Origin of the sequence: Enterobacter sp. SST3, assembly GCF_000286655.1 — a bacterium.
Taxonomy (GTDB): Bacteria; Pseudomonadota; Gammaproteobacteria; order Enterobacterales; family Enterobacteriaceae; genus Enterobacter; species Enterobacter roggenkampii.
Genome location: NZ_ALNS01000004.1, coordinates 146276 through 169254, shown reverse-complemented (window position 1 = coordinate 169254; position 22979 = coordinate 146276). Strand labels below are relative to the sequence as shown.

General features: G+C 55.8%; 23 protein-coding genes. 13 read left to right on the top strand and 10 right to left on the bottom strand.

Annotated features, from left to right (window positions below):
• Positions 1–35 precede the first annotated feature (35 nt).
• From B498_RS23050 to B498_RS19105, 3 genes are all read left to right on the top strand, one after another.
• Complete coding sequence (locus B498_RS23050) at positions 36–311, top strand: hypothetical protein (RefSeq protein WP_126287432.1); 276 nt, start codon at positions 36–38, stop codon at positions 309–311.
• Positions 312–885: 574 nt separating this feature from the next.
• Positions 886–2046 carry a VENN motif pre-toxin domain-containing protein gene (locus tag B498_RS19100; protein WP_102000885.1) on the top strand — a complete coding sequence of 387 codons (1161 nt, stop codon included), beginning with the start codon at positions 886–888 and terminating at the stop codon, positions 2044–2046.
• Positions 2046–2498: a hypothetical protein gene (locus B498_RS19105; protein ID WP_008499695.1), complete on the top strand. Its 453-nt coding sequence runs from the start codon at positions 2046–2048 to the stop codon at positions 2496–2498. The genes B498_RS19100 and B498_RS19105 overlap by 1 nt, the downstream gene beginning before the upstream one ends.
• Before the next feature lie 210 nt (positions 2499–2708).
• On the opposite strand, the gene B498_RS19110 is transcribed toward B498_RS19105, so the two are convergent.
• From B498_RS19110 to B498_RS19130, 5 genes are all read right to left on the bottom strand, one after another.
• Positions 2709–3779 (bottom strand): ABC transporter ATP-binding protein, encoded by a 1071-nt coding sequence (locus tag B498_RS19110; RefSeq protein ID WP_008499694.1) that lies wholly within the window; start codon positions 3777–3779, stop codon positions 2709–2711.
• The gene (locus B498_RS19115; RefSeq protein WP_008499693.1) at positions 3772–5541 is read right to left on the bottom strand and encodes an ABC transporter permease; all 1770 of its coding nucleotides are present in this window, start codon (positions 5539–5541) and stop codon (positions 3772–3774) included. The genes B498_RS19110 and B498_RS19115 overlap by 8 nt, the downstream gene beginning before the upstream one ends.
• Positions 5542–5621: 80 nt before the next feature.
• Entirely contained in the window at positions 5622–6710 is a 1089-nt protein-coding gene (locus B498_RS19120) for an ABC transporter substrate-binding protein (RefSeq protein WP_008499692.1), read from the bottom strand.
• A gap of 168 nt (positions 6711–6878) precedes the next feature.
• The gene (locus B498_RS19125) at positions 6879–7574 is read right to left on the bottom strand and encodes a response regulator (RefSeq protein ID WP_008499691.1); all 696 of its coding nucleotides are present in this window, start codon (positions 7572–7574) and stop codon (positions 6879–6881) included.
• Positions 7558–9198 (bottom strand): sensor histidine kinase, encoded by a 1641-nt coding sequence (locus B498_RS19130; RefSeq protein ID WP_008499690.1) that lies wholly within the window; start codon positions 9196–9198, stop codon positions 7558–7560. The genes B498_RS19125 and B498_RS19130 overlap by 17 nt, the downstream gene beginning before the upstream one ends.
• Before the next feature lie 176 nt (positions 9199–9374).
• On the opposite strand from B498_RS19130, the gene yjdI reads away from it, so the two are divergent.
• Together yjdI and B498_RS19140 are read left to right on the top strand one after the other, a co-directional pair.
• Positions 9375–9605, top strand: coding sequence for a 4Fe-4S mono-cluster protein YjdI (gene yjdI / locus B498_RS19135; protein WP_008499689.1), 231 nt, complete (start codon positions 9375–9377; stop codon positions 9603–9605).
• A gap of 10 nt (positions 9606–9615) precedes the next feature.
• Positions 9616–9888, top strand: coding sequence for a GNAT family N-acetyltransferase (locus B498_RS19140; RefSeq protein ID WP_008499687.1), 273 nt, complete (start codon positions 9616–9618; stop codon positions 9886–9888).
• Between the two features lie 28 nt (positions 9889–9916).
• Here B498_RS19140 and B498_RS19145 read toward each other — a convergent pair whose 3' ends face one another.
• A complete protein-coding gene (locus B498_RS19145; protein ID WP_008499686.1) occupies positions 9917–10528 on the bottom strand; it encodes a LysE family translocator in 612 nt (203 codons plus the stop codon).
• 115 nt (positions 10529–10643) lie between these two features.
• On the opposite strand from B498_RS19145, the gene B498_RS19150 reads away from it, so the two are divergent.
• The gene (locus tag B498_RS19150) at positions 10644–11114 is read left to right on the top strand and encodes an Lrp/AsnC family transcriptional regulator (RefSeq protein WP_008499685.1); all 471 of its coding nucleotides are present in this window, start codon (positions 10644–10646) and stop codon (positions 11112–11114) included.
• A gap of 38 nt (positions 11115–11152) precedes the next feature.
• Here B498_RS19150 and B498_RS19155 read toward each other — a convergent pair whose 3' ends face one another.
• A complete protein-coding gene (locus tag B498_RS19155; RefSeq protein ID WP_008499684.1) occupies positions 11153–12382 on the bottom strand; it encodes an amino acid permease in 1230 nt (409 codons plus the stop codon).
• A gap of 119 nt (positions 12383–12501) precedes the next feature.
• Positions 12502–12963 (bottom strand): multidrug/biocide efflux PACE transporter, encoded by a 462-nt coding sequence (locus B498_RS19160; protein WP_008499683.1) that lies wholly within the window; start codon positions 12961–12963, stop codon positions 12502–12504.
• Between the two features lie 105 nt (positions 12964–13068).
• Here B498_RS19160 and B498_RS19165 point away from each other — a divergent pair, with 105 nt between their 5' ends.
• From B498_RS19165 to B498_RS19190, 6 genes are all read left to right on the top strand, one after another.
• Positions 13069–13935 (top strand): LysR family transcriptional regulator, encoded by an 867-nt coding sequence (locus B498_RS19165; protein ID WP_008499682.1) that lies wholly within the window; start codon positions 13069–13071, stop codon positions 13933–13935.
• A 93-nt stretch (positions 13936–14028) separates the two neighbouring features.
• Positions 14029–15207: an acetyl-CoA C-acetyltransferase gene (locus B498_RS19170; RefSeq protein ID WP_008499681.1), complete on the top strand. Its 1179-nt coding sequence runs from the start codon at positions 14029–14031 to the stop codon at positions 15205–15207.
• A gap of 229 nt (positions 15208–15436) precedes the next feature.
• Positions 15437–16273, top strand: coding sequence for a 5-dehydro-4-deoxy-D-glucuronate isomerase (kduI, locus tag B498_RS19175; protein ID WP_008499680.1), 837 nt, complete (start codon positions 15437–15439; stop codon positions 16271–16273).
• Positions 16274–16336: 63 nt separating this feature from the next.
• Positions 16337–17098 (top strand): 2-dehydro-3-deoxy-D-gluconate 5-dehydrogenase KduD, encoded by a 762-nt coding sequence (kduD, locus tag B498_RS19180; RefSeq protein ID WP_008499679.1) that lies wholly within the window; start codon positions 16337–16339, stop codon positions 17096–17098.
• 293 nt (positions 17099–17391) lie between these two features.
• Positions 17392–18825 carry a sugar porter family MFS transporter gene (locus tag B498_RS19185; RefSeq protein WP_227009946.1) on the top strand — a complete coding sequence of 478 codons (1434 nt, stop codon included), beginning with the start codon at positions 17392–17394 and terminating at the stop codon, positions 18823–18825.
• A 133-nt stretch (positions 18826–18958) separates the two neighbouring features.
• Positions 18959–19651: an aspartate/glutamate racemase gene (locus B498_RS19190; RefSeq protein WP_008499677.1), complete on the top strand. Its 693-nt coding sequence runs from the start codon at positions 18959–18961 to the stop codon at positions 19649–19651.
• Here the strand turns inward: B498_RS19190 and B498_RS19195 are convergent.
• The gene (locus B498_RS19195) at positions 19646–20572 is read right to left on the bottom strand and encodes a LysR family transcriptional regulator (protein ID WP_008499676.1); all 927 of its coding nucleotides are present in this window, start codon (positions 20570–20572) and stop codon (positions 19646–19648) included. The two genes, B498_RS19190 and B498_RS19195, sit on opposite strands and share 6 nt — an antisense overlap.
• Positions 20573–20693: 121 nt before the next feature.
• On the opposite strand from B498_RS19195, the gene lysA reads away from it, so the two are divergent.
• Positions 20694–21956, top strand: a complete 1263-nt coding sequence (gene lysA, locus B498_RS19200) for a diaminopimelate decarboxylase (protein WP_008499675.1) — start codon at positions 20694–20696, stop codon at positions 21954–21956.
• Here lysA and B498_RS19205 read toward each other — a convergent pair.
• On the bottom strand, positions 21926–22963 hold the full coding sequence (locus B498_RS19205; protein ID WP_008499674.1) for a LacI family DNA-binding transcriptional regulator: 1038 nt from the start codon (positions 22961–22963) through the stop codon (positions 21926–21928). The two genes, lysA and B498_RS19205, sit on opposite strands and share 31 nt — an antisense overlap.
• Between the last annotated feature and the right edge of the window lie 16 nt (positions 22964–22979).

Genomic DNA, 22979 nt, shown 5'->3' with positions numbered 1-22979 from the left:
TTAATGAGGCCGCTTCAGCATCTAACAGAAATGGATTGACTGATGCCGGACGAGCACTACAAAAGCATGGCGGAAGAGAAGGTTCCGCATATTCTTATTCCAGTCAAAAAGCGTCAGTTCTTAATCAGGAAGCTCAGAATATAGTTAACGAAATATTAAACAATCCAAATACTAAGATTGAATCCCGAGTGGTTTTTGAAAATAAACAAAGGATTACTGTTGTTGAAGCTACAGCTCCTGATGGACGAGCATTACGATTTAATTCTGATGGTTCAAGATTAATTGGCTTCCGTGAACCACCAACTAAATAGAGGTCTCATATGTTGGAATATAGCGTAGGTAGTTCAGTTGATCGGGAAGATCTTTATGCTGAATTGTCTTTTAATCGAGTCCAGTGGGGTGAAATCTCACTATCAGAAGACAGGAAATCAGTGAATATTATTATTTATCCAGATGAAAGTAATATTCTTGAATTTCAATGCGATGAGTTTTTACAGCTTATAGAGAAGGCAAAGTCTCATCTTCTTCGCCTTGAACCACTGTCTAAATGACACAGATCCCGGCCACTGTGCCGGGATCGTTTAATCAGCCGTTAAGTTTACCCCCAATGCGGCGCTGGGCGCGAAGCTGGCGTCAGAAGGAAAACTGCAGGGCGATACGCCGCAGGAGCAGGAAGCGTTCCTGAAGACGCAGCCCGGATATCAGAATACCGAGTACGGTCCGGGGAGTGCCTTCTGGACTAAGGGCAGCGCAGCTGCGGGATTACTGGCAGGTGCGCTTGGCGGTAACCTGAAGGCAGGTGCGGCAGCGGGGGCGGCCCCTCTTCTGGCGACCCTGGTCAAGGAGCAGAAAGATCCGACAGCCCGTGCCGCGCTGCACGGTATTGTGGCTGCGGCGCTGACGCAGCTGAGTGGGGGGAGCAGTGCTGCTGGCCTGAAGGCCGGTGCCATGGGTGCCATTACGGCCTCGGCGATGACCGACCATCTGGTCAGCGCGCTGTATGGCGATAAAAAATCCAGTGACCTGGCAGCAGAGGAGAAACGGCTGGTCAGTAGCCTCGTGAGTATCGCAGGTGGTCTGGCGGGCGCAGCAGTGACGGATGGTAGTGTCTCCATGGCGGCGACGGCGTCGGAAACGGCGAAGGTGGAGGTTGAGAATAACTCGCTGGGTGTCGTTATACAGGGCGGTAAACTGGCTGCACAGGGATGTCTGAAAATTTCTGCTTGCCGTGATCGCCTGGTTGCCAGTGGTCTGGGTGCTTTACTGGGCATTGGTGCATCCACATCAGCAATGGATACATTGTCACAAGATGAGCAGTTGCATCTGATCTATGTGGCCTCGCTCAATGATCCTTCCCAGCTCAGTCAGTTAAATAATGCTCAGAAAGCGGCCTATGAGTCCCTGACAGGTAAGACGATCACCAGTACTGGTGGTACGCAGGTCATCAACCCGGGACCATCAAACACTGGTGGCGACCAGACTGTAACTGGAAATGTGCCCTCCAACACAGGGAAGAATAGTGTAGCAACCGGAGGGATAAATCATACTGGTAATACCAACGGTGATGGAGCGTCAAACAATAATGGCTGGACGACAACTACGCCGGTTCCGGATTCTCCTTCACTGGATGATCTTTTCTATCAGAACGAGAAGATCCCCGGTCTTGAAAATGTTCGCCCTGAAAATCCCGGTTATCCAGCCAATCAGAGTGTTATTGAAAAAATGAACGAACCTAAGTTTATTGCCTGGATAGGCAATACAGATTGTACGGATTGCTCAGATATCGCACCTAAACTTCTCGATGCAGCTGGCGGGCACGGGAAAATTATTGAAGCAAGGCCGACGACTCCGTACAACTTAAATGTGTATGAAAATGGAAAAATTGTACATGAACAAGCATTTCATCAGGTTTATACCGATGGTCAGTATGTTTACGATCCAAGAGTGTCCTTAAAACCAATTCCTAAAGGAGATTGGGAAAAACATATCAAATCTATAAATCAGGGAAGTGTTACGATCTCTGATAAATTACAGGGGTTAAAATAATGTTTCCGATAGGTAAGAAAGAAACAATCTTGTTGGACTTCATTGGTTCTCTTGGAAAACTGGAGTGGTTACATTATCAGAGCCGTATTGAAGATGAATGGATAAATGACCATTTTGAAAAAATTGATCGCTCTAAGTATCCTCCTTATACCAGTTTTCGTTTTGAAAAAGAGGTTCCAGAAGTTATCGCCTTACTGGAAGATGCGATTCAATCATATAAAGGTAAAGTTGAGTGGTGTATGACCCATCATCCGAAAGAGTATGGTACTGGTGTTAATCATCGTATTTTGCCTACATTTGTTAAGAATCTCAGAGTCAGTGAAGGTATGGAAGATGTTAACGAGTATATTGAAAACCATTATCCTGATTTTGGCCCAATCGCCTATGAAGATCTTGTTGGACTGACGGAGCATGTTCAATCAGTTTTCAAAAATGCTGGATATGATGCATAAATTTTCTTTATATGCTCTGTAATAACATTTTGATATGGAGCCTTAACCCGTTATGCGTAGGGATGGAAAGAAGAGTCAGGTAAATATTTAAGTCGGAATGCATTAACAATAATAACTAGCGCCACCAATCCTGGCATCAGCGCATTTCTTTATTTTGTAGACCCGGTAAGCGAATCGCTACCGGGCCATGGCAGATTAATTATTGACTCATCACCCTTTCGGGAACACCCAAACATGCTTCTCCGGCAGCGAAAGATGGCAGTGCTGCGGATCCCGAACCTCATGCCCATACGCACGAATGACAAAATCATCTCCCACCGTGCGGAACAGGTACTCCCAGCGGTCGCCGAGGTACATGCTGGTGAGCAGCGGCAGCTCAAGCTGATTTTCCCCAGGCCCCTCGACCACCGCCACGCGCTCGACGCGGATCACCGCCGTGGCGTCATTACCGCTCTGTACCCCTTCGCCCGCCTGGCCCCACAGCACCCAGCCTTTTCCTTCGATGCGCGCTCTGCCGTCGCGCACGTCGGTGACCTTGCCGTGCAGGCGGTTGTTGCTGCCCATAAACTCGGCGGTAAACAGCGTCTTCGGCGAGCCGTACATCTCCTGCGGCGTACCCTGTTGCTCAATTTTGCCGTTGTTGAGCAGCAGGATGCGGTCGGAAATGGACATCGCTTCGTTCTGGTCGTGCGTCACCATCAGTGCAGATAACCCGAGCTTGATAATCAGCTCGCGCAGGAACACGCGGGCCTCTTCGCGCAGCTTGGCGTCGAGGTTGGAAAGCGGCTCGTCCAGCAAAATCACCGGCGGGTTGTACACCAGCGCGCGGCCAATCGCTACGCGCTGCTGCTGCCCACCGGAGAGCTGGTGCGGGTGACGTTTGCCAAGATGGCCCAGACCAAGCTGGTCCAGCACGTCCTGCACGCGCTGCTGGATCTCTTTGGCCGGAACTTTGCGCAGCTTGAGCGGATAGGCCACGTTCTCAAACACGGTTTTGTGCGGCCACAGGGCATAGGACTGAAATACCAGCCCCAGGTTACGCTCTTCCGCCGGGACCTCACTGCGCGGCGTGCCGTCGTATACTTTATTGTTGCCAATCACAATCGAGCCCTGGGTCGGTTTTTCCAGACCCGCGACGGCGCGGAGCAGGGTGGTTTTGCCGCTGCCGGAGGGGCCTAACAGGGAGACCACTTCGCCGCGCTTCAGGTTCATGGAGACACCTTTTAAAACAGGATTGTCGCCGTAGGTTAAGTGCAGATCGTCAACCGCTAATTCAATCATGTATTTTCACTCCGAAACGAAGGGCAATGCCCAGACCTACCACGACAAGCAGGATGTTAATGAAAGAGAGCGCCGCCACGATATCAATGGCACCCGCGGCCCAGAGGGAAACCAGCATCGAGCCGATGGTCTCCGTGCCGGGCGAAAGCAGATACACACCCGTTGAGTATTCGCGTTCAAAGATCAGGAACATCAGCAGCCACGAACCGATCAGACCGTAGCGGGAGAGCGGAATGGTGACGTGGCGGGTGATCTGCCCGCGCGTCGCCCCGGTACTGCGCGCCGCCTCTTCAAGCTCCGGCCCTACCTGCAGCAGCGTGGAAGAGATAAGCCTCAGCCCGTAAGCCATCCACACCACGGTATAGGCCAGCCAGACGCTGAAAATGGTGCTGCGCAGCGAACGCAGCCAGACGATGACGTTTTCGCGCATCCAGTCGGTCCAGGCAAACCCGGAAAGCCAGCCGGATTTCAGCGAGTTATCCAGCCACATCGGCAGGAACAGGAACACCCACAGGAAGGCCAGACCCGCCAGCAGGCCAGGCACGGCGCGCGGCACCAGCACGCTGTAGTCCAGGAAACGCGTGGTGTTATCCGGCTTACGGTGCATGGCAATGCCGACAAACAGGTAGCACACCACGGCAAGCGCGCCGCCAATGACGCCAATCGCCATGGAGTTGACGATGGCGCGCAGCAGATTGGGCTGCGCCCAGATGGTGCGGAAGGTGTTCAGAGAAAGCTCGTCCCACAGCGAAACGCCCACGCCCCAGTTGGAGATAAACGCGCGCAGCACCACGCCGAGCAGCGGAACGCCGATGGTGACGGTGAGCCAGAAGGCAATCACCCCGCCAGCCACCCAGCGCCATTTACCCAGCGGTAGCGCGCGGGCCTGCGAGGCCTTGCCCTTCATGGTGACGAAGCGGTTAGCGGTGCGCATCAGGCGACGCTGGAGCATCACCAGCGGGATGGTGATGCAGATCAGCACCACGGCAACCGCCGCCATCAGGTTATAGGACGGGGTACCCATCTTGTTCGTCAGCTTATAAAGATAGGTCGCCAGCACCATGTTGCCTTCCGGGTCGCCGAGGACCAGCATCAGGCCGAACACTTCCAGCCCGAGGAAGAACAGCAGCACGGTGGCGTACAGAATGGACGGGCGTACCATCGGCAGGCTGACGGAGGTCATCACCTGCCATGGCGACGCGCCCGCGGTGCGCGCGGCTTCTTCCACGTCGGAGCCCACGCTGCGCAGCGCTGACGAGATATACAGATAGGCGTGCGGGACGTGCGTCAGGCCGGCAATGACCACAATGCTCGACATGTCGTAGATGTTCCACGGCACAAAGCCAATCAGCGCCTCAGCCCACTGGGAGAGAAAGCCCACCGGACCGGCGGCCACCACGTAGCCGAAGCCCAGCACCATCGGTGAAACGAAAATCGGGACCAGGATCAGCGGCTCAATCAACCGGCGACCGGGCAGGTCGGTACGCACCATCAGAAACGCCAGCACGCCGCCCAGCGGAATGGAGATAAAGACCAGCCCGAAAGCCAGAATAAAGCCGCTTTTCAGGGCCTTATAAAAATCGGGGTCGGTGAAAATAAAATCAAATGATTCAAAGCTCCACTCTTTTGACGGCGAAAAGAACGGCGCGGACAGGAAGCTCTGGATCACGATAAACGACAGCGGCGTGTAGATAACCAGGGCGGTTATCAGCACGACGATGCCTCGCGGCAGGCTTTGCCACTTTCTGCGTAATGTATTCATGGGGTATCCCTGGTATTGCAGCCCAGAAAAACGAACTCAGTCGATAAGGGAGCGCGGCGGCCAGCGCCGCGCTCAGACGCTTATTTACCGGCGGCGGTGCGCCACTCTTTGATGTACTCGAGGCGTTTTTTCGGCTGCAGGTATTCCAGCAGCGTTTCATCAACCGGGATCGGCTTCAGCGCGTTGCCGAGGATTTTGGTCAGGCCGTCGATATCGTTCTTGCCTTCGATATCGTTACGAATGGAGGGGATGTCCGCCTGATTGGCCAGAATGTTTTGCCCTTGTTCAGACAGCACGTAGTCCAGCCACAGCTTCGCGGCATTGCTGTTTTGCGCCTGCTGGCTGATGAACGACACGCGCGACAGCACCAGGATGTAATCCTTCGGATAGGCAATGCCGAGTGACGGATCGTTCTTCGCACGCGCTTCCGCATAAGAACCGAGGATGTTGAAGCCGATCAGGTTTTCACCGGAGGAGACGCGCTCCATCATGGTGCCGGTAGACGACTGCACCGACAGGCCACCTTTGGCGACGTCGGCCAGGGTCTTAAAGTAGTTCGGATCGGCGTTGTGATCCTGCACCGAAAGCATAAAGCCCAGACCCGATTTTTCGATGTCATAGGTGGTGACTTTGTTCTTGAATTTGTCCGTCTGGCTGGCAATCAGCTTCGCCAGCGCGGCGTGAGAATCCGGCACGTCGCCAGCTGGGATCAGACGCTTGTTGTAGATAAAGACCACCGGCTCATAGGTGGTGCCGTAGGCCTTATCTTTCCAGACCGCCCATTTCGGCAGCTGGCTTTGCTCCGGAGATTTGTACTCCATGGCGTAGTCGGTGGCGAGCTTCAGGCCGGTGTCCATCGAGGAGCTCCAGACCACGTCGCCGCTCACGCCGCCGGAAGCCTGTTCGCTAATGAAACGGTTGTACAGCTCGGTGCTGTTCATGTCGTTGTATTCGACTTTAATGCCCGGGTAGGTTTTTTCGAAGCCCTGGATCAGCGGCCCGGCAGCTTTGATGTCGGTGGTGGAATAGATGACAACCTTGCCCTCTTTCGTGGCGGCATCAACCACTTTTTGATACTCAGCAGGATAACCCTGCGGCAGGGCAGAGAGTGCAGAAGCAGAGAACAGGACGGTAGCGGTAAGCAGAGAAATTCGGAACGTGTTCGACATTATAGTTAACCTTTTAGTTACATTTGAGGAACTAATTGTCAACATAGCGTAAAGCGCGCCTCCGACAATAGGGAGGCGAGGGCAATGATTCCGAAGTGTGATTGTCGCCGTCGTTTCAGCAATTAACACCATAAAATCCGCGAACGTTAGCCAACGAACGGTTGCGGATCACGGTTTATTGGGGGCTTTGCGGTATAACCGGCGAGGATGACCAATATTGCCGTACAGCATTTCAACGCTGATTAACCCGCTCTCCACGCAGTATTCAAGATAGCGGCGCCCCGTGGTTTTGCTGATCCCCACGTTTTCCACTACCTCCTCAACCGACAACGCACTGTCGGGATGCTCGGCGAACAGGCGTTTAATCCGCTCCAGCGTCTGGGGTTCAATGCCCTTTGTGGACGGCGTTACGGAGGCTTCCGCGGCAGGCAGATGAAACAGGCGATCAAGCGCATGCTGGTCGACCACCTTCACCTGTTGCACGGTGTGGATGAAGCGCATAAACCGCTCCAGCGAAGCGTGCAGGCGCTGGAAAAAGACGGGCTTGATGAGGTAGTCAAACGCGCCGCTGCGCATGGCGTGGCTGCAGGTCTGCATATCGCTGGCGGCGGTTATGAAGATCACCGAACACTCATAGCTTTTCAGCAGCGGGTTATCGATGAGCTCCACGCCTTTACCGTCCGGAAGATAGTTGTCCAGCAGGATAAGTCGCGGCTGATGCTGACGAATCAGGCTGCATGCCTGCTCAATCGACGCGGCGATACCCACCACGCGTAAATGAAAATTCTGCTCGATATACTCGCGATGCAGCTCCGCCAGGTGCGGCTCATCTTCAACGATCACAACATCAAGTGCTCGGGTCATGCTTTAGCCCATTCGGAATAAATACAGAAAAAATAGTCCCTTGTGGCGTGTTGTCGGCAATCTCAATGCTGCCGCCAGCCTTATCGATATATCCTGCCACCAGATACAGGCCAATACCGTGCTCGGTGCCCACAATGTCGTTTTCACGTTCCGGTTTGCTGCTGAATCCCTGGCTGAAAATATGCGGCTTCATCGCATCCTCCACCCCGCAGCCCCGGTCGGCCACCTCGATCAGCAGCTCCTGGTTACGGTCAGAAATGTAGAGTTCCACCGGCGCGGGGACCGGTGCCTTAAGGGTCGCGTCCACCGCGTTATCCAGCAGGTTACCAATAATGGACATCAGCTCCGTTTCGTTGAGCGTGGCAGGCATGCGGGTGAGCTGGCAGGCGGGGTCAAACAGCAATTCGATGCCTTTTTCGCGCGCGCTGACGTATTTTCCAAGCAGCAGACCACACAGCGCGGGAGAGGAAAAATGGGCGGAGACAAAGTCCAACACTCGCTGCGCGCCTTCGGACTGCACCTGGATGTAACGAATCGCTTCGTCATAGTGTTTCATCTGCAGCAAGCCCACCAGCGTGGCGGTCCAGTTCAGCTGTTCGTGGCGCATAATGCGCAGGTTATCGGCATAGCGCTTGATCTGACTGAGCTGGCTGCTGAGGGTGTTGATGTCATTTTTGTCGCGAAAGCTGTAGACCCAGCCGCTTTCAACGCCGGGTTCGACCTCAATCGCCACCCGGTTGACGATCACCTCGCGCTGGTTCAGCACGGCAATCTGGTCGTGGCTGCCACTGCTCACCGAGGCGTAGCGCTGGGATAAAAAGCCCGGCGACGTCTGCAGAACGTCTTCCAGCGGTTTGCCGATAAGCGCTTTCTCACTTTGCCGAATATCCAGCATTTCTCGTGCGGCGCGGTTAATTAAAATCAGCTGCTTCTCTTCATTGACGGCAAATACCCCCTCATACATGGCTTCTAATAGCGCGCGCTGCTGCAAAACCAGCTGAGCGATATCTTTCGGCTCCAGTCGGAACATCTGTTTTTTGAGATTGCGGGTAAACAGCCAGGAGAACATAAACAGCAGCAGCAGAAGAGCCGCGCCGTACAGCCCGGACTGCCAGAGAATGCGGGCATTAATATTGGCAATATAGGAGGTCAGATAGCCGACCGAGACAATACCTATCACCTGGTGCTGCGCGTTAAAGATCGGCGCTTTGCTGCGCAGTGAAACCCCAATCCCGCCCTGGCGCACGGAAATAATGGTTTTGCCCTTTAATACCTCCGCATTATCTCCGCCGATCATCGGTAAGTTAATCCGCTCCGGGGATTCCGAATGATAGAGGTGCTGTTCCTCGGTATCGCCAATCACAATGTAGCTGGCATCGCTTTCGGCGCGCAGCGGCTGGATTAACCGAGCGATGCCGGGGATATCTCTGGCCGCAACCATTGCCGCCAGACCCGGCATCAGCGCGATCTGGCTGGCCTGAACCCGGGCACGCTGACCGAGATCGTGATGGAGCTGCCGGTCAATAAAATGAAACAGGATCGTTCCCAGCAGAACTAACAGCAGGCAAGAGAAGCACACCAGCGCTAAAAACAGCTTTACCTGAAAAGAGAGTCTGCGTTTCATTCAACCTGCGGATGTTATGTAAAAGTGACATTTGCCGAGCCTGACATGGGCAAATAGCGGACGCAATCTGGCAAGAAAAGAGTTGTGACCTGGCTTTTCGTTTTCGGCGTTATAGCCATCAGGATCCCGTCAGGCTATTCTTCATTCAGCACGATAATAATTACAGAGGCAATGTCATGGATAAAGAGCTACTGGATGCGGGTTACCGGGCCTATACCGGCGAGAAAATTGACGTTTACTTCAACACCGGGATCTGCAAACACTCCGGTAACTGCGTGCGTGGCAGCGCAAAGCTGTTTAATCTGAAACGTAAACCGTGGATTATTCCCGATGAAGTGGACGTTGAAACGGTTGTCCGCGTGATTGATACCTGCCCGAGCGGTGCGCTGAAGTATCGCCAAAAATAAGCGAGGAAACATGGATATTCTGGAAGGCCATAACAAGTTTTACGTGAATGATGCGAACGGCAACCAGGTCGCGGAGATTGTCTTCGTGCCGACCGGCGAGCACCTGAGCATTATCGAGCACACCGATGTGGATGAGAGCCTGAAAGGGCAGGGTGTCGGTAAACAGCTGGTGGCGAAAGTGGTGGAGAAGATGCGCGGTGAGAACCGCAAAATTATTCCGCTGTGCCCGTTCGCGAAACATGAGTTTGATAAAACGCGGGAATATGACGATATTCGGGCGTAAATAACACCGGCGATGGCCGGTGTTTTTTTTATCTTACCTGCTCAAGCAGCAATACCATCGCGATCAGCACCATTATCCCTCCAGATGCCATGCTCACCCGACGCGCCGCCTGTGGCCGGGTCGCCAGCACCGCTTTTGAACCATACCCCACCAGCAGATAGACCAGCGTACAGGTGATAAGGTGCATCATCCCAAGCGTGGACATTTGCATTGCTAACGACCAGCTCCCGGTCGGGTCTGTAAACTGCGGGAGCAGGGCCAGGAACAGCAAAAACACTTTCGGGTTTAGGCCGCTAATACAAAGCCCTTTCACCGCCCACTGTCGCCAGTTTCCCGCGTGGTAGCTCGCCTTTTCCGGGGCGGCAGGGTGCCGCAACAGTCCGATGCCGAGCCACAGGAGATACGCGGCCCCCGCGAGGGTCAGCCCGGTTAACGCCAGCGGATGTTGAGCAATCACGACCCCCACGCCAGCCACGACAATGAGCGTGGCTAACAGATGCCCTGACATCAGCCCCAGCACCGCCGGTACCACGCGTCGCCCGTTAATCCCGGCGCTAATGGCGTAGGCCCAGTCGGCGCCTGGCGTCATGATGAGCAGAAACGAAACTACCCAAAAGCCGGCCACAATACTCATTTCCATCGTTCTGAAAACTCCCGCAGTGCGTTAAACGTTGCGAAAAAGAATATCGTTAACCCTGCGAAATAGGCTTTCAATGTTATGCTCATAACACGGTGAAATTGAGAAAATCTTCCAAATGGACAGCATCGATCGAAAAATTCTTGCGGCGCTCCAGTCTGATGGACGCCTGTCGCTTACCGAGCTGGCTGAGCGGGTCAATCTGAGCCTCTCGCCCTGTCATCGTCGCGTGCGGGCGCTGGAGCAAAGCGGGGCCATAACGGGATACCGTGCCAGCCTGGATCCCGCCAAAATGGGGTTTAACTTCCTGGCAATCGTCTTTGCGACGCTGAAAGAGGGGGACCGAAAGGCGGTTAGCGCGTTTGAGGAGGCGGTGGAGGAGATCCCGCAGATCGTGCTGGCGCAGCGTCTCTTTGGCGATCCCGATTATCTGATGCACGTTGTGACCCGCGACCTCTCCGCTTTCCAGAAGCTCTATGACGAGAAGCTTTCCGCCATGCCTGGCGTGCAGCATCTTCGCTCAACGCTTGTCATGAAAACGGTGGTGCAGGACAGACCTTTTCCGCTGGACGTTACGGGACGAGACTGAATGACATGCCCGGCAGAGCGCCGGGCATCAAAGGGGGGTTAGCCGACGAACATTACCGACACGCACAGCACCCCGACGATCAGCGTCAGCAGGTTGCCAATGGAGCGGTACGGTTTCAGGGAGGGGATCAGATACGTCGACAGCGTCGGCATGATAAACAGGATCATGGCGATAAGCGGGCCGCTGATGGCGTAAATCATCGAAATGGCGTTCGGGTTGATGCAGCAGACAGCAAAGGTGATTAACGACACCCCCATAATGGAAATCGCGCGGTTAAAGGCGCGGCTCTTTTTCACTCCCACCTGATTCAGCGACGACTTCACGATCTCCGTCGCCCCTTCAATCACCCCAAAATAGGTGCCGAGGAACGATTTCGACATCGCAATTATCGCCACGACAATCCCGGAAATTCCCAGCCACGCCGGTGAAGAGGGCATCATCGACAGCGCGGACAGGATCGTCACCCCTTCCTCTTTGGCGGCCACAATGTACGACGGCGGAATAGAGAGCAGGCAGCTGAAGACAAAGAACAGCACGCTCAGGCAGATAATCAGGTACGCCACCTTCATGATTTTCTTGCATTTATCTATGGCGCCGTCGCCAAATTTCTCGCGACGGTCAACGGCAAACGTGGAGATAATCGGGGTATGGCTGAACGCAAACACCATCACCGGAATCGAAATCCAGACCTGGTGCAGCGTATGGCGATCCACGGCCATCTGGCTGGTCAGCAGCGAGGGCTGCCAGCTGCCGATCAGATAGAGCGAGACAAACAGGAAATAGGCAATCAGCGGAAACACCAGGAAGCCCATCACTTTTATCGTGATATGCCGTCCCATCAGGAAGATCAGATTCAGGACCAGCACCACGCCAAGGCTGACCAGCACGCGAACGGCGGTATCCACCGTCAGGTGTTTTCCCAGCTGCTCGGTTAACGAGTTGGTGATGGCCACCGCATAAATCTGCACCACCACAAAGAAGGCGATGAAATAGAGCGTGGTGATCAGGTTGCCGATCTTCCGGCCGTAATAGTGCGAAACGGCGCCGGTGATCCCTTCGTTGCCTTTCGTTTTTGACGAGAGGATAAATTGCGCCAGCGCTCTGTGCGGCCAGTAGGTTAAGGGATAGGCCACGAGGGCGGTAATAAACAGGACGATTGCGCCTGCGGAGCCCAGCTGAATGGGCAGGAAGAGCGTTCCTGCGCCCACGGCCGTGCCGTAGAGAGCGAAACTCCAGAGAGTCTCATCTTTTGACCAAATTTTCGACATTAGAGCAACGTATCAACTATCAAACCATCAGAATGGCGTGCAATTTACCATAGTTATGCCTTAAGAGCGCAGTTGCTTCGAAGACGTCGGGCCGGAACGGGCGTCCGGCCAGAGGCGGTTCAGCCTGCCAGGGCGCGTCGTTGCTGGCGGCGCTTAAGAAATTTCTCACGCAGATTATCGTACGCCCAGTTATAGAACATGGTGTACGGCAGGAAGAACAGGAAGAAACCTATTTCCAGTGTGAATGCCTGCAGCAGGGTGACGCCCAGCACGGCGGCGACAATCGACACGCCAATCACAATAAAGCCGCATTCGAACCCCAGCGCATGCAGCGCACGCACTTTTGCCGTACGTTTGACGCGCTGAACAGGCCAGAAACGGTCGAAGCCGACGTTATAAATAATGTTCCACAGCATGGCGGTGGTGGCCAGAATAATGGTCAACCCACCCATTTCCACCACGGAACGCTGCATAAGCCACGCCGCGGTAGGGGCGAGGATCGCCGTCGCAATCCCTTCAAAACAGACAGCATGAAAGATCCGCTCCGGCAGTTTACGTTGGAGTGCATCCTGATGTTGCATAGCGATAGACCTCGTTAATTCGCCAGTATGGGCGTTGATGTGGCCTATTTTTATCGCTAAAGCTGATATATTAAAGATAGTATCCATCGTAAAAGTAGATAGGTTATGCGCTATTCACCCGAAGCCCTGACCGCGTTTGTCGAGACCGTTGCAGCAGGCTCTTTCTCTGCGGCCGCACGCCGGCTGCGTAAAAGCCAGTCGACGGTCAGCACGTCCATTGCCAACCTTGAAGCCGATCTGGGATTTGAGCTGTTTGACCGTTCGGCCCGCCAGCCGGTGTTAACGGCCCAGGGGGAACAGGTGCTGGGCTACGTGCAGGCTATTCTCGCCGCCAGCACGCGGCTGGATGAGCTGGCGGTGTCGCTCACGGCGCAAACGGAGGCGCGTCTGACGTTTGTCCTTTCCGATACCCTCAACCCGGACGTGCTGGAAGAGATGATGAAGCAGTTTGATGCGCGCTTTCCCCATACGGAATTCGAATGTCTGATTGGCGAAGAGGAGGACGTGATCGATCTGCTGCAAAAGGAGCGCGCGCAGATTGGCCTCACCGAAGCGCGAGACGGTTATCCTACGGATATTGGCGCCATCCGGCTGCCGATGCAGACCCGCATGGCGATCTATGTCGCGACCACGCATCCGCTGGCCGGGCAGGATGACGTTCAGCGTGACGAGCTGCACGGCTCGCGAGAGCTGCGGCTGAGCACCTATCTTGAGCGTGAGGCGGAGATCGCGCGCGGGCCCGTCTGGTCAGCCCCGAATTACCTGTTACTCTTGAGTATGGCGGTACAGGGATTTGGCTGGTGCGTCTTGCCGTGCGCGCTGGTGGAGGAATTTGCCGCCGCGAAATCCCTGGTACAGCTCAATGTTCCCGGCTGGCCGCGGGCGATCGGCATCGATCTGCTGTGGAATAAACGATCCCCTCCCGGCGTTGCCGGAAGCTGGCTGCGGCAGTATCTGCAGGATGCACGCTGATCCTTGTGATTAAACTCACTATTTTTAAACAATTAAGATAATTGCCAGTAACAATCCTCTACTATCGTCATGTCATTTAACACAGAGGTCGTGATGAAAGATGTCGTAATAGTGGGTGCGTTGCGTACAGCTATCGGCTGTTTTCAGGGAGCGCTCGCGCGTCACTCGGCGGTTGACCTGGGCAGCGTGGTGGTGAAAGCGCTGGTAGAACGTAGCGGGATCGCAGCACATGAAGTTGATGAGGTGATTCTGGGACAGGTCCTCACGGCCGGTGCCGGGCAAAACCCTGCGCGACAGGCGGCGCTGAAGGGCGGACTGCCCAATACCGTCTCCGCTATCACTATCAACGACGTCTGTGGTTCAGGATTAAAAGCGCTGCATCTCGCGACGCAGGCCATTCAGTGTGGTGAGGCGGACGTAATCATTGCGGGCGGGCAGGAGAATATGAGCCGCGCGCCGCACGTCCTGACCGACAGCCGTACCGGCGCACAGCTGGGTAACAGTCAGCTGCTCGACAGCCTGGTGCATGACGGGCTGTGGGATGCCTTCAACGATTATCATATGGGCGTAACGGCGGAAAACCTGGCGCGCGAGTACGGCATCAGCCGTGAGGTGCAGGATGCCTATGCGTTAAGCTCGCAGCAAAAAGCGCGTGCGGCGATTGATTCCGGCCGTTTTCGCGACGAAATTGTCCCGGTCAGCACGCAGCGTCAGGGGGGCGAGGTTATCGTTGTGGATACCGATGAACAGCCGCGCACCGACGCCAGCGCTGAAGGGCTGGCGAGGCTGAATCCTGCGTTTGAAATGCAGGGCTCGGTCACGGCGGGAAATGCCTCTTCCATTAACGACGGCGCCGCGGCCGTGATGATGATGAGCGAAAGCAAAGCCCTCGAACTCGATCTTCCCGTATTAGCCCGCATTAAGGCATTTGCCAGCGTGGGCGTGGATCCTGCGTTAATGGGGATCGCGCCGGTCTATGCGACCCGTCGCTGTCTGGAGCGTGCGGGGTGGCAGCTTTCTGATGTGGATCTGATCGAAGTGAACGAAGCCTATGCCGCGCAGGCGATCTCCGTCGGAAAAATGCTGGAGTGGGATCCGCTGCGGGTCAACGTAAACGGTGGAGCGATCGCGCTGGGGCACCCGATCGGGGCGTCCGGCTGCCGGATCCTGGTTTCGCTGGTCCACGAAATGAAAAAGCGCAATGCCCGCAAAGGAATTGCCACGCTGTGTATAGGCGGCGGGCAAGGGGTGGCGCTGGCCATCGAACGCTAACCTCTTCTCATTAAAAAACCTCCTCCGGGAGGTTTTTTTTCGCGCCCTTTTTCTCCTGGCGGCTTAATTGTGATCCGAACACCATTTCCGTTATAAATAAAAATGAAACGTTGTTTTAAATATAATTGAAAAGCCCACTTTATGCCGATAGTATGTGCTCATCATGTAAAACGGAACGCTGTTTCGTTTTACTTCCCGCCTTCGGGCATGACCACATCTGGAGGTTACCGTGGACGTCAGAGAAAGCATCCACAGCGCGCACGCCAAAACGCTGGATACGCAGGGGCTGCGTAAGGCATTTTTAGTCGAGCAGATATTCGAGGCTGACAGGTACACCATGGTTTACAGCCATATCGACCGCATTGTTGTGGGCGGAATAATGCCCGTCACGAAAAGCGTCTCCGTGGGCGGCGAGGTCGGTAAACAGCTGGGCGTGAATTATTTCCTCGAACGTCGCGAGCTGGGGGTGATTAACATCGGCGGGCCGGGCACCATCACCGTAGACGGGCGGTGCTATGAGATTGGCCATCGCGAGGCGCTGTACGTGGGTAAAGGGGCGAAGGACGTGGTCTTTGCCAGCATCGACGCCAGCAGGCCTGCGAAATTCTACTATAACTGCGCGCCGGCCCACGCCACCTGTCCAACCAAAAAGGTGACCCCGGCAGACGTCGCGCCCGTGACGCTGGGCGACAACCTCACCAGCAACCGCCGCACCATCAATAAATACTTCGTGCCGGACGTGCTGGAGACCTGCCAGCTCAGCATGGGGTTGACCGAACTTGCGCCGGGCAACCTGTGGAATACCATGCCGTGCCATACCCACGAGCGCCGCATGGAAGTCTACTTCTACTTCAACATGGATGAGGACGCGTGCGTGTTCCACATGATGGGACAGCCGCAGGAAACGCGCCATATCGTGATGCATAACGAGCAGGCGGTGATTTCGCCGAGCTGGTCTATTCACTCCGGCGTAGGGACAAAAGCCTACACCTTTATCTGGGGAATGGTGGGTGAAAACCAGGTCTTTGATGATATGGACCATGTTGCGGTCAGCGATCTGCGCTAGTCGCGGGCAGTGACGCATAAACCTGCCTGTGAGTGACAGGCTCTGAAAGAGTAAGGAATAAACATGATTCTGGATGCATTCTCTCTGCAGGGAAAAGTGGCGGTGGTTTCCGGGTGTGACACCGGGCTGGGTCAGGGGATGGCGTTAGGCCTGGCGGAAGCGGGCTGCGATATCGTCGGAATTAATATCGTTGAACCGACGGAAACCCTCGAGCGCGTGACGGCCCTGGGCCGCCGCTTCCTGAGCCTGACCGCCGACCTGCGTAAAATCGATGCCATTCCTGAGCTGCTGGATCGCGCGGTGGCGGAATTCGGTCACATCGACATTCTGGTCAACAACGCCGGGCTGATTCGCCGTGAAGATGCGATCAATTTCAGCGAGCGCGACTGGGACGACGTGATGGATCTGAACATCAAGAGCGTATTTTTCATGTCCCAGGCGGCGGCAAAGCACTTTATCGCGCAGGGGAACGGCGGCAAGATCGTGAATATTGCCTCCATGCTCTCGTTCCAGGGCGGTATCCGCGTGCCGTCTTACACCGCCTCCAAAAGCGCCGTGATGGGCGTGACCCGCCTGCTGGCAAACGAGTGGGCGAAACACAACATCAATGTGAATGCGATTGCGCCGGGTTACATGGCGACCAACAACACGCAGCAGCTGCGTGCGGACGAGCAGCGTAGCGCGGAAATCCTCGACCGCATTCCGGCGGGGCGCTGGGGGCTTCCGGGCGATCTGATGGGGCCGGTGGTCTTTCTGGCCTCGTCCGCATCGGACTATATCAACGGCTACACCGTGGCGGTCGATGGCGGCTGGCTGGCGCGATAGCCCGCATCGGGTCTGGACCTCTGCTTTTGGGCAGAGGTTTTTTTTGCTTAAAAATTGTCAAAATCCATATGGATAAACACGGAAAATCCATACTAAAAAGTCATGAACGACAGTCATCACACTTTTAATCTTTAAAAATTAGATGATTAGTAAAAGCATGTGATTATTCAGCGTTAGTTGAAATTGTAATGTCCATCACAGAACGCTATGTCGCAGCGAAATAATCCATATCTTCACCTTTTCCCGCCTGACACTTTTTCTCGCTATCTCGTAATTTCACTTAACGAATTTCACTGTTCAGGCAGGAAAATATGACATCTATAAATGACTCTACCCTAATGCCCGCTGCGCTGCGTGATACTCGCCGCATGAACCAGTTTGTCTCTATTGCCGCCGCCGTGGCGGGCCTGTTATTTGGACTGGATATTGGCGTCATTGCCGGTGCATTGCCCTTTATTACCGATCACTTTACCCTGAGCAGCCGCCTGCAGGAGTGGGTGGTCAGCAGCATGATGCTCGGCGCGGCCATCGGCGCGCTGTTCAACGGCTGGCTCTCGTTTCGCCTGGGGCGCAAATACAGCCTGATGGCCGGAGCGGTTCTGTTTGTCGCCGGCTCCATTGGCTCCGCGTTTGCCGCAAACGTTGAGGTTCTGCTGCTTTCCCGCGTGCTGCTGGGCGTGGCGGTGGGGATTGCCTCCTACACGGCGCCGCTTTATCTCTCCGAAATGGCGAGCGAGAACGTGCGCGGAAAGATGATCAGCATGTATCAGCTGATGGTCACGCTGGGTATTGTGCTGGCGTTTCTGTCTGACACCTACTTCAGCTACAGCGGCAACTGGCGCGCAATGCTTGGCGTGCTGGCGCTGCCAGCGGTGGTGCTGATTGTTTTAGTGATTTTCCTGCCGAACAGCCCGCGCTGGCTGGCACAAAAAGGGCGCCACGTGGAGGCGGAAGAGGTGCTGCGTATGCTGCGCGATACCTCCGAAAAAGCCCGCGAAGAGCTGAACGAGATCCGCGAAAGCCTGAAGCTCAAGCAGGGGGGCTGGGCGCTGTTTAAAATCAACCGCAACGTGCGCCGGGCGGTCTTCCTCGGCATGCTGCTGCAGGCGATGCAGCAGTTCACCGGCATGAACATCATCATGTACTACGCGCCGCGCATTTTCAAAATGGCCGGGTTCACCACAACCGAACAGCAGATGATCGCCACCCTGGTGGTCGGGCTGACCTTCATGTTTGCCACCTTTATTGCCGTATTCACCGTGGACAAGGCGGGCCGCAAACCGGCGCTGAAAATTGGCTTCAGCGTGATGGCGCTCGGCACGCTGATCCTCGGCTACTGCCTGATGCAGTTTGATAACGGCACGGCTTCCAGCGGACTCTCCTGGCTTTCTGTCGGGATGACCATGATGTGTATCGCAGGCTACGCGATGAGCGCCGCGCCGGTGGTGTGGATCCTGTGCTCCGAAATTCAGCCGCTCAAATGCCGCGACTTTGGCATCACCTGTTCCACGACCACCAACTGGGTATCGAACATGATCATCGGCGCGACCTTCCTGACGCTGCTGGACGCGATTGGTGCAGCGGGGACGTTCTGGCTCTATACGGTGCTGAACGTGGCATTTATTGGCGTCACGTTCTGGCTGATACCAGAAACCAAAGGCGTGACGCTGGAACACATCGAGCGCAAGCTGATGGCCGGGGAGAAACTGCGGAACATCGGCGTGTGATCGTATTGCCTGTCTACGTATTCCAGCGTATGCAGGCGATTACGGATATTGGTTTAACAAGGCGCTGAACAGAGCGCCTTTTTTTATTGGCACCGGTTGTGTTAAAAGAAGAAATCAACGAAAAGGAGGGATGATGAAAACGATCGGCCTGTTAGGTGGAATGAGCTGGGAATCGACAATCCCTTATTATCGCCTGATTAACGAAGGGGTGAAGCAGCGTTTGGGTGGTCTGCATTCCGCAAGCCTGCTGCTGCACAGCGTGGATTTTCATGAAATCGAAGCCTGCCAGTCGAGCGGCGAGTGGGATAAAGCCGGGGCGATCCTGGCCCAGGCGGCGCTGGGGCTAGAGCGGGCTGGGGCCGAGGGGATATTGCTTTGTACCAATACCATGCACAAAGTGGCATCGCATATTGAGAACCGCTGCTCGCTGCCGTTCCTGCATATCGCTGACGCGACCGGGCGTGCAATTGCGGCATCCGGGATGCGCCGCGTAGCGCTGCTGGGCACGCGCTACACCATGGAGCAGGATTTCTATCGCGGGCGTTTGCGCAGCGAGTTTGGGATCGAAAGCCTGATCCCTGAAGAAGAGGACCGGGCGCGCATCAATCAGATTATTTTTGACGAGCTCTGTCTCGGCACCTTCAGCGAAACCTCCCGCGCCTTCTACGTCAGCGTCATCGAAAAACTCGCGCAGCAGGGGGCTGAAGGGGTGATCTTCGGCTGCACGGAGATCGGTTTGCTGGTACCCGTTGAGCGAAGCCCTCTTCCGGTATTTGATACCACCGCTATTCATGCTGCGGATGCCGTGGCGTTTATGCTGTCATAATGGGTCCTGCAGGTCAGGTAAGCGAAGCGCCACCTGACGCGCGTGCTCCATGACGTGTTCGGTGAAAGCATCCACCAGCGCGGAAGCCGGACGGTGTAGCGGACGGATAAGGCTTACGGTGAACGGGACGGACACGCTAAAGCGGCGGATGACGATCCCGCTTCCCGCATAATCCAGCGCCGTGAGCGGATTCACCACCGCGACGCCGACGCCGGCACGCACCATCGCGCAAATCGAGGCCGCGCTGTGCGTTTCCACCGCCATTCGCCGTTTTACCTGATGCTCGGCAAACAGGGTATCCAGCAGCTGTCTGTAACTGTCGGTCTGCGACAGGCTGATGTAGTTTTCCCCGTGGAAATCCTCCGGCGTGAGCACCGCCTTACCGGCAAGCCGATGCCCGGCGGGCAGAACGCACACTTCATCTAACGAGAGCAGCTCCGTGCGCGCCGTGCCCGCTGGGGTGGTGAGGGTTTCGGTTAGCCCTAAATCATGGCGCTGAGCCGAAAGCCACTCTTCAAGCAGGGGAGATTCCTGCGGCACGATGGTGAGGCTGACCTCCGGGTATCGGGCCAGAAAGGGTTGCAGCAGCATCGGCAAAAAGGATTGCGAAAAGACGGGCAGGCAGACAATCGACAGCTCGCCCTGGCGAAACTCGCGCAGGCTTTCCGCGGCGCTCACGATTCTGTCCAGCCCGTACCAGGAGCGCTGAACTTCCTCAAACAGGCGTAACCCTTGTACAGTCGGGTGAAGCCTGCCCCGGGTGCGTTCGAATAGCTTCAACCCCAGCACTTTCTCGAAGCGCGCCAGCTCGCGGCTCACCGTCGGCTGCGAGGTATGCAGCATCTGTGCGGCTTCGGTGAGATTGCCGGTGGTCATCACGGCGTGAAAAATCTCGATATGGCGTAAATTGACGGCGGGCATAGGGCACCTGAAAGCAGAGAACTGTCCATATCATTTTTGCATAGACTCGCGATAAAACGATATTTTTTATTCTCCTTGCGCTGTGGCGTAATCATCAAAACGCATTTATCCGGAGAAGACCATGCCACGCCCGCTGAACCAGACTGATACCGATTTGAACGCCGACAACCTGCTGCGCCTGCCTGCCGAGTTTGGCTGTCCGGTGTGGGTCTACGACGCGCAGATCGTCCGCGAGAAGATCGCCGCCCTGCATCAGTTCGACGTGGTGCGTTTTGCCCAGAAGGCCTGCTCCAATATTCATATTCTGCGCCTGATGCGCGAGCAGGGCGTGAAGGTTGACTCCGTTTCACTCGGCGAAATCGAGCGCGCGCTGGTAGCCGGATACGATCCGAAAGCCGACAGCGACGCGATCGTCTTTACTGCCGATGTGATCGACGATGCGACGCTGGCGCGCGTTCACGAACTGCAGATCCCGGTAAATGCCGGTTCTGTGGATATGCTCGAGCAGCTCGGTCAGGTTTCTCCCGGCCACCGCGTCTGGCTGCGCGTGAACCCGGGCTTTGGTCATGGCCACAGCCAAAAAACCAATACCGGCGGCGAAAACAGCAAGCACGGGATCTGGTATGCCGACATGCCTGCCGCGCTGGAGGTGTTACAGCGCTACAACCTGAAGCTGGTGGGCATTCATATGCACATTGGCTCTGGGGTGGATTACGGCCACCTGGAACAGGTGTGCGGCGCGATGGTGCGTCAGGTTGTCGACTTCGGTCAGGATCTGGAGGCGATCTCAGCGGGCGGTGGTCTCTCCATTCCTTATCGCGAAGGGGAAGAGGCGATCGATACCGATCACTATTACGGTCTGTGGAGCGCCGCGCGCGATCAAATTGCCGCGCATCTGGGCCACGCGGTGAAGCTGGAAATTGAGCCGGGTCGTTTCCTGGTGGCGGAAGCCGGCGTGCTGGTTTCGCAGGTCCGCAGCGTGAAAGAGATGGGGTCTCGCCACTTCGTCTTGATTGATGCAGGCTTTAACGACCTGATGCGTCCGTCCATGTACGGCAGCTATCACCACATTACCGCCCTGGCTGCCGACGGCCGCGATTTAACGCAGGCGCCGCGCGTTGAGACGGTCGTTGCGGGGCCGCTGTGCGAATCGGGTGACGTGTTTACCCAGCAGGAGGGCGGCAAAGTGGAAACCCGCGCGCTGCCAGAGGTCAAACCGGGTGATTATCTTGTGCTGCACGACACCGGTGCCTACGGGGCGTCTATGTCCTCTAACTACAATAGCCGCCCGCTGCTGCCGGAAGTGCTGTTTGATAATGGCAAGGCGCGGCTGATACGCCGTCGCCAGACCATTCAGGAACTGCTGGCTTTAGAACTCATCTGATGAAAGTACGGCCCCGTTGTGACCGAATCGCGTAACACCAGCGTGCCGGTAAACGGCGGGATGGCATCGACCGGCTGGTTTCTTGCCAGCCGGATCGCCTGATCGATGGCGGTGACAATCATATTGTCGATGGGCAGATAAACCGACGAGAGCGCAGGCTCCAGCCATTTCGCGCTTGGGGCATCGTCAAAGCCGAACAGGGAGATATCCTGCGGGATTTTCAGCCCCGCCTGGTGCAACGCTTTGGACGCACCCAGCGCCATATCGTCGTTACAGGCAAACAGGGCGCTAAACGGTACTCCGTCGGCAATCAATTCCTTGCAAAGCTCGTATCCCCGCGTCATTCCTGCATCGCCGTACTTTATCCGACGCTCGTCCAGACGGATACCGTGCTTTTCCAGCGCCTTGCGATAGCCCATCAGCCGCGCTTTACCCGTGGGAGTGTGGATCGGGACGGTGATACAGGCGATCTCCCGATGGCCCTGGCCGATCAGGTAATCCACGGCCTTGAATGCGGCATCCTGCTGTTCGAAGAACACGCAGCGATCCGGCGCCTGGCTCACTTCACGGTTAATGACCACCAGCGGCGTTTTCACGGTGTTCATCAGTTTGACGATCGCTTTTTCGCTCATGTAGCGCGTGTAAAGCACGATGGCGTCGCACTGGCGATCGGCCAGCATCTGCACCGCCTGCTCTTCCTGTTCCGGCGCGTCGTGACCGTCGGTGACGATCAGCTGTTTCCCGTGAGTTTCGGTCTGCCGCGACGCCTGCTGGAGAAGGCGGCCAAAATAAAAGCCGTCAAAGGTCGAGACGACCAGACCAATGCTGTTGCTGGTCTGGTTAGCCAGCGAGCGCGCGAGAAAGTTCGGGCGATAGCCCAGCTCTTCCATCGCAGCAAACACCTGCTGACGCGTACTCTCTTTTACCTGACCTGTGCCGTTCAGCACGCGCGATACCGTGGCCTTCGACACGCCCGCGCGCAGTGATACATCCAGCATTGTTGCCATTCTATATTCCTGCTTC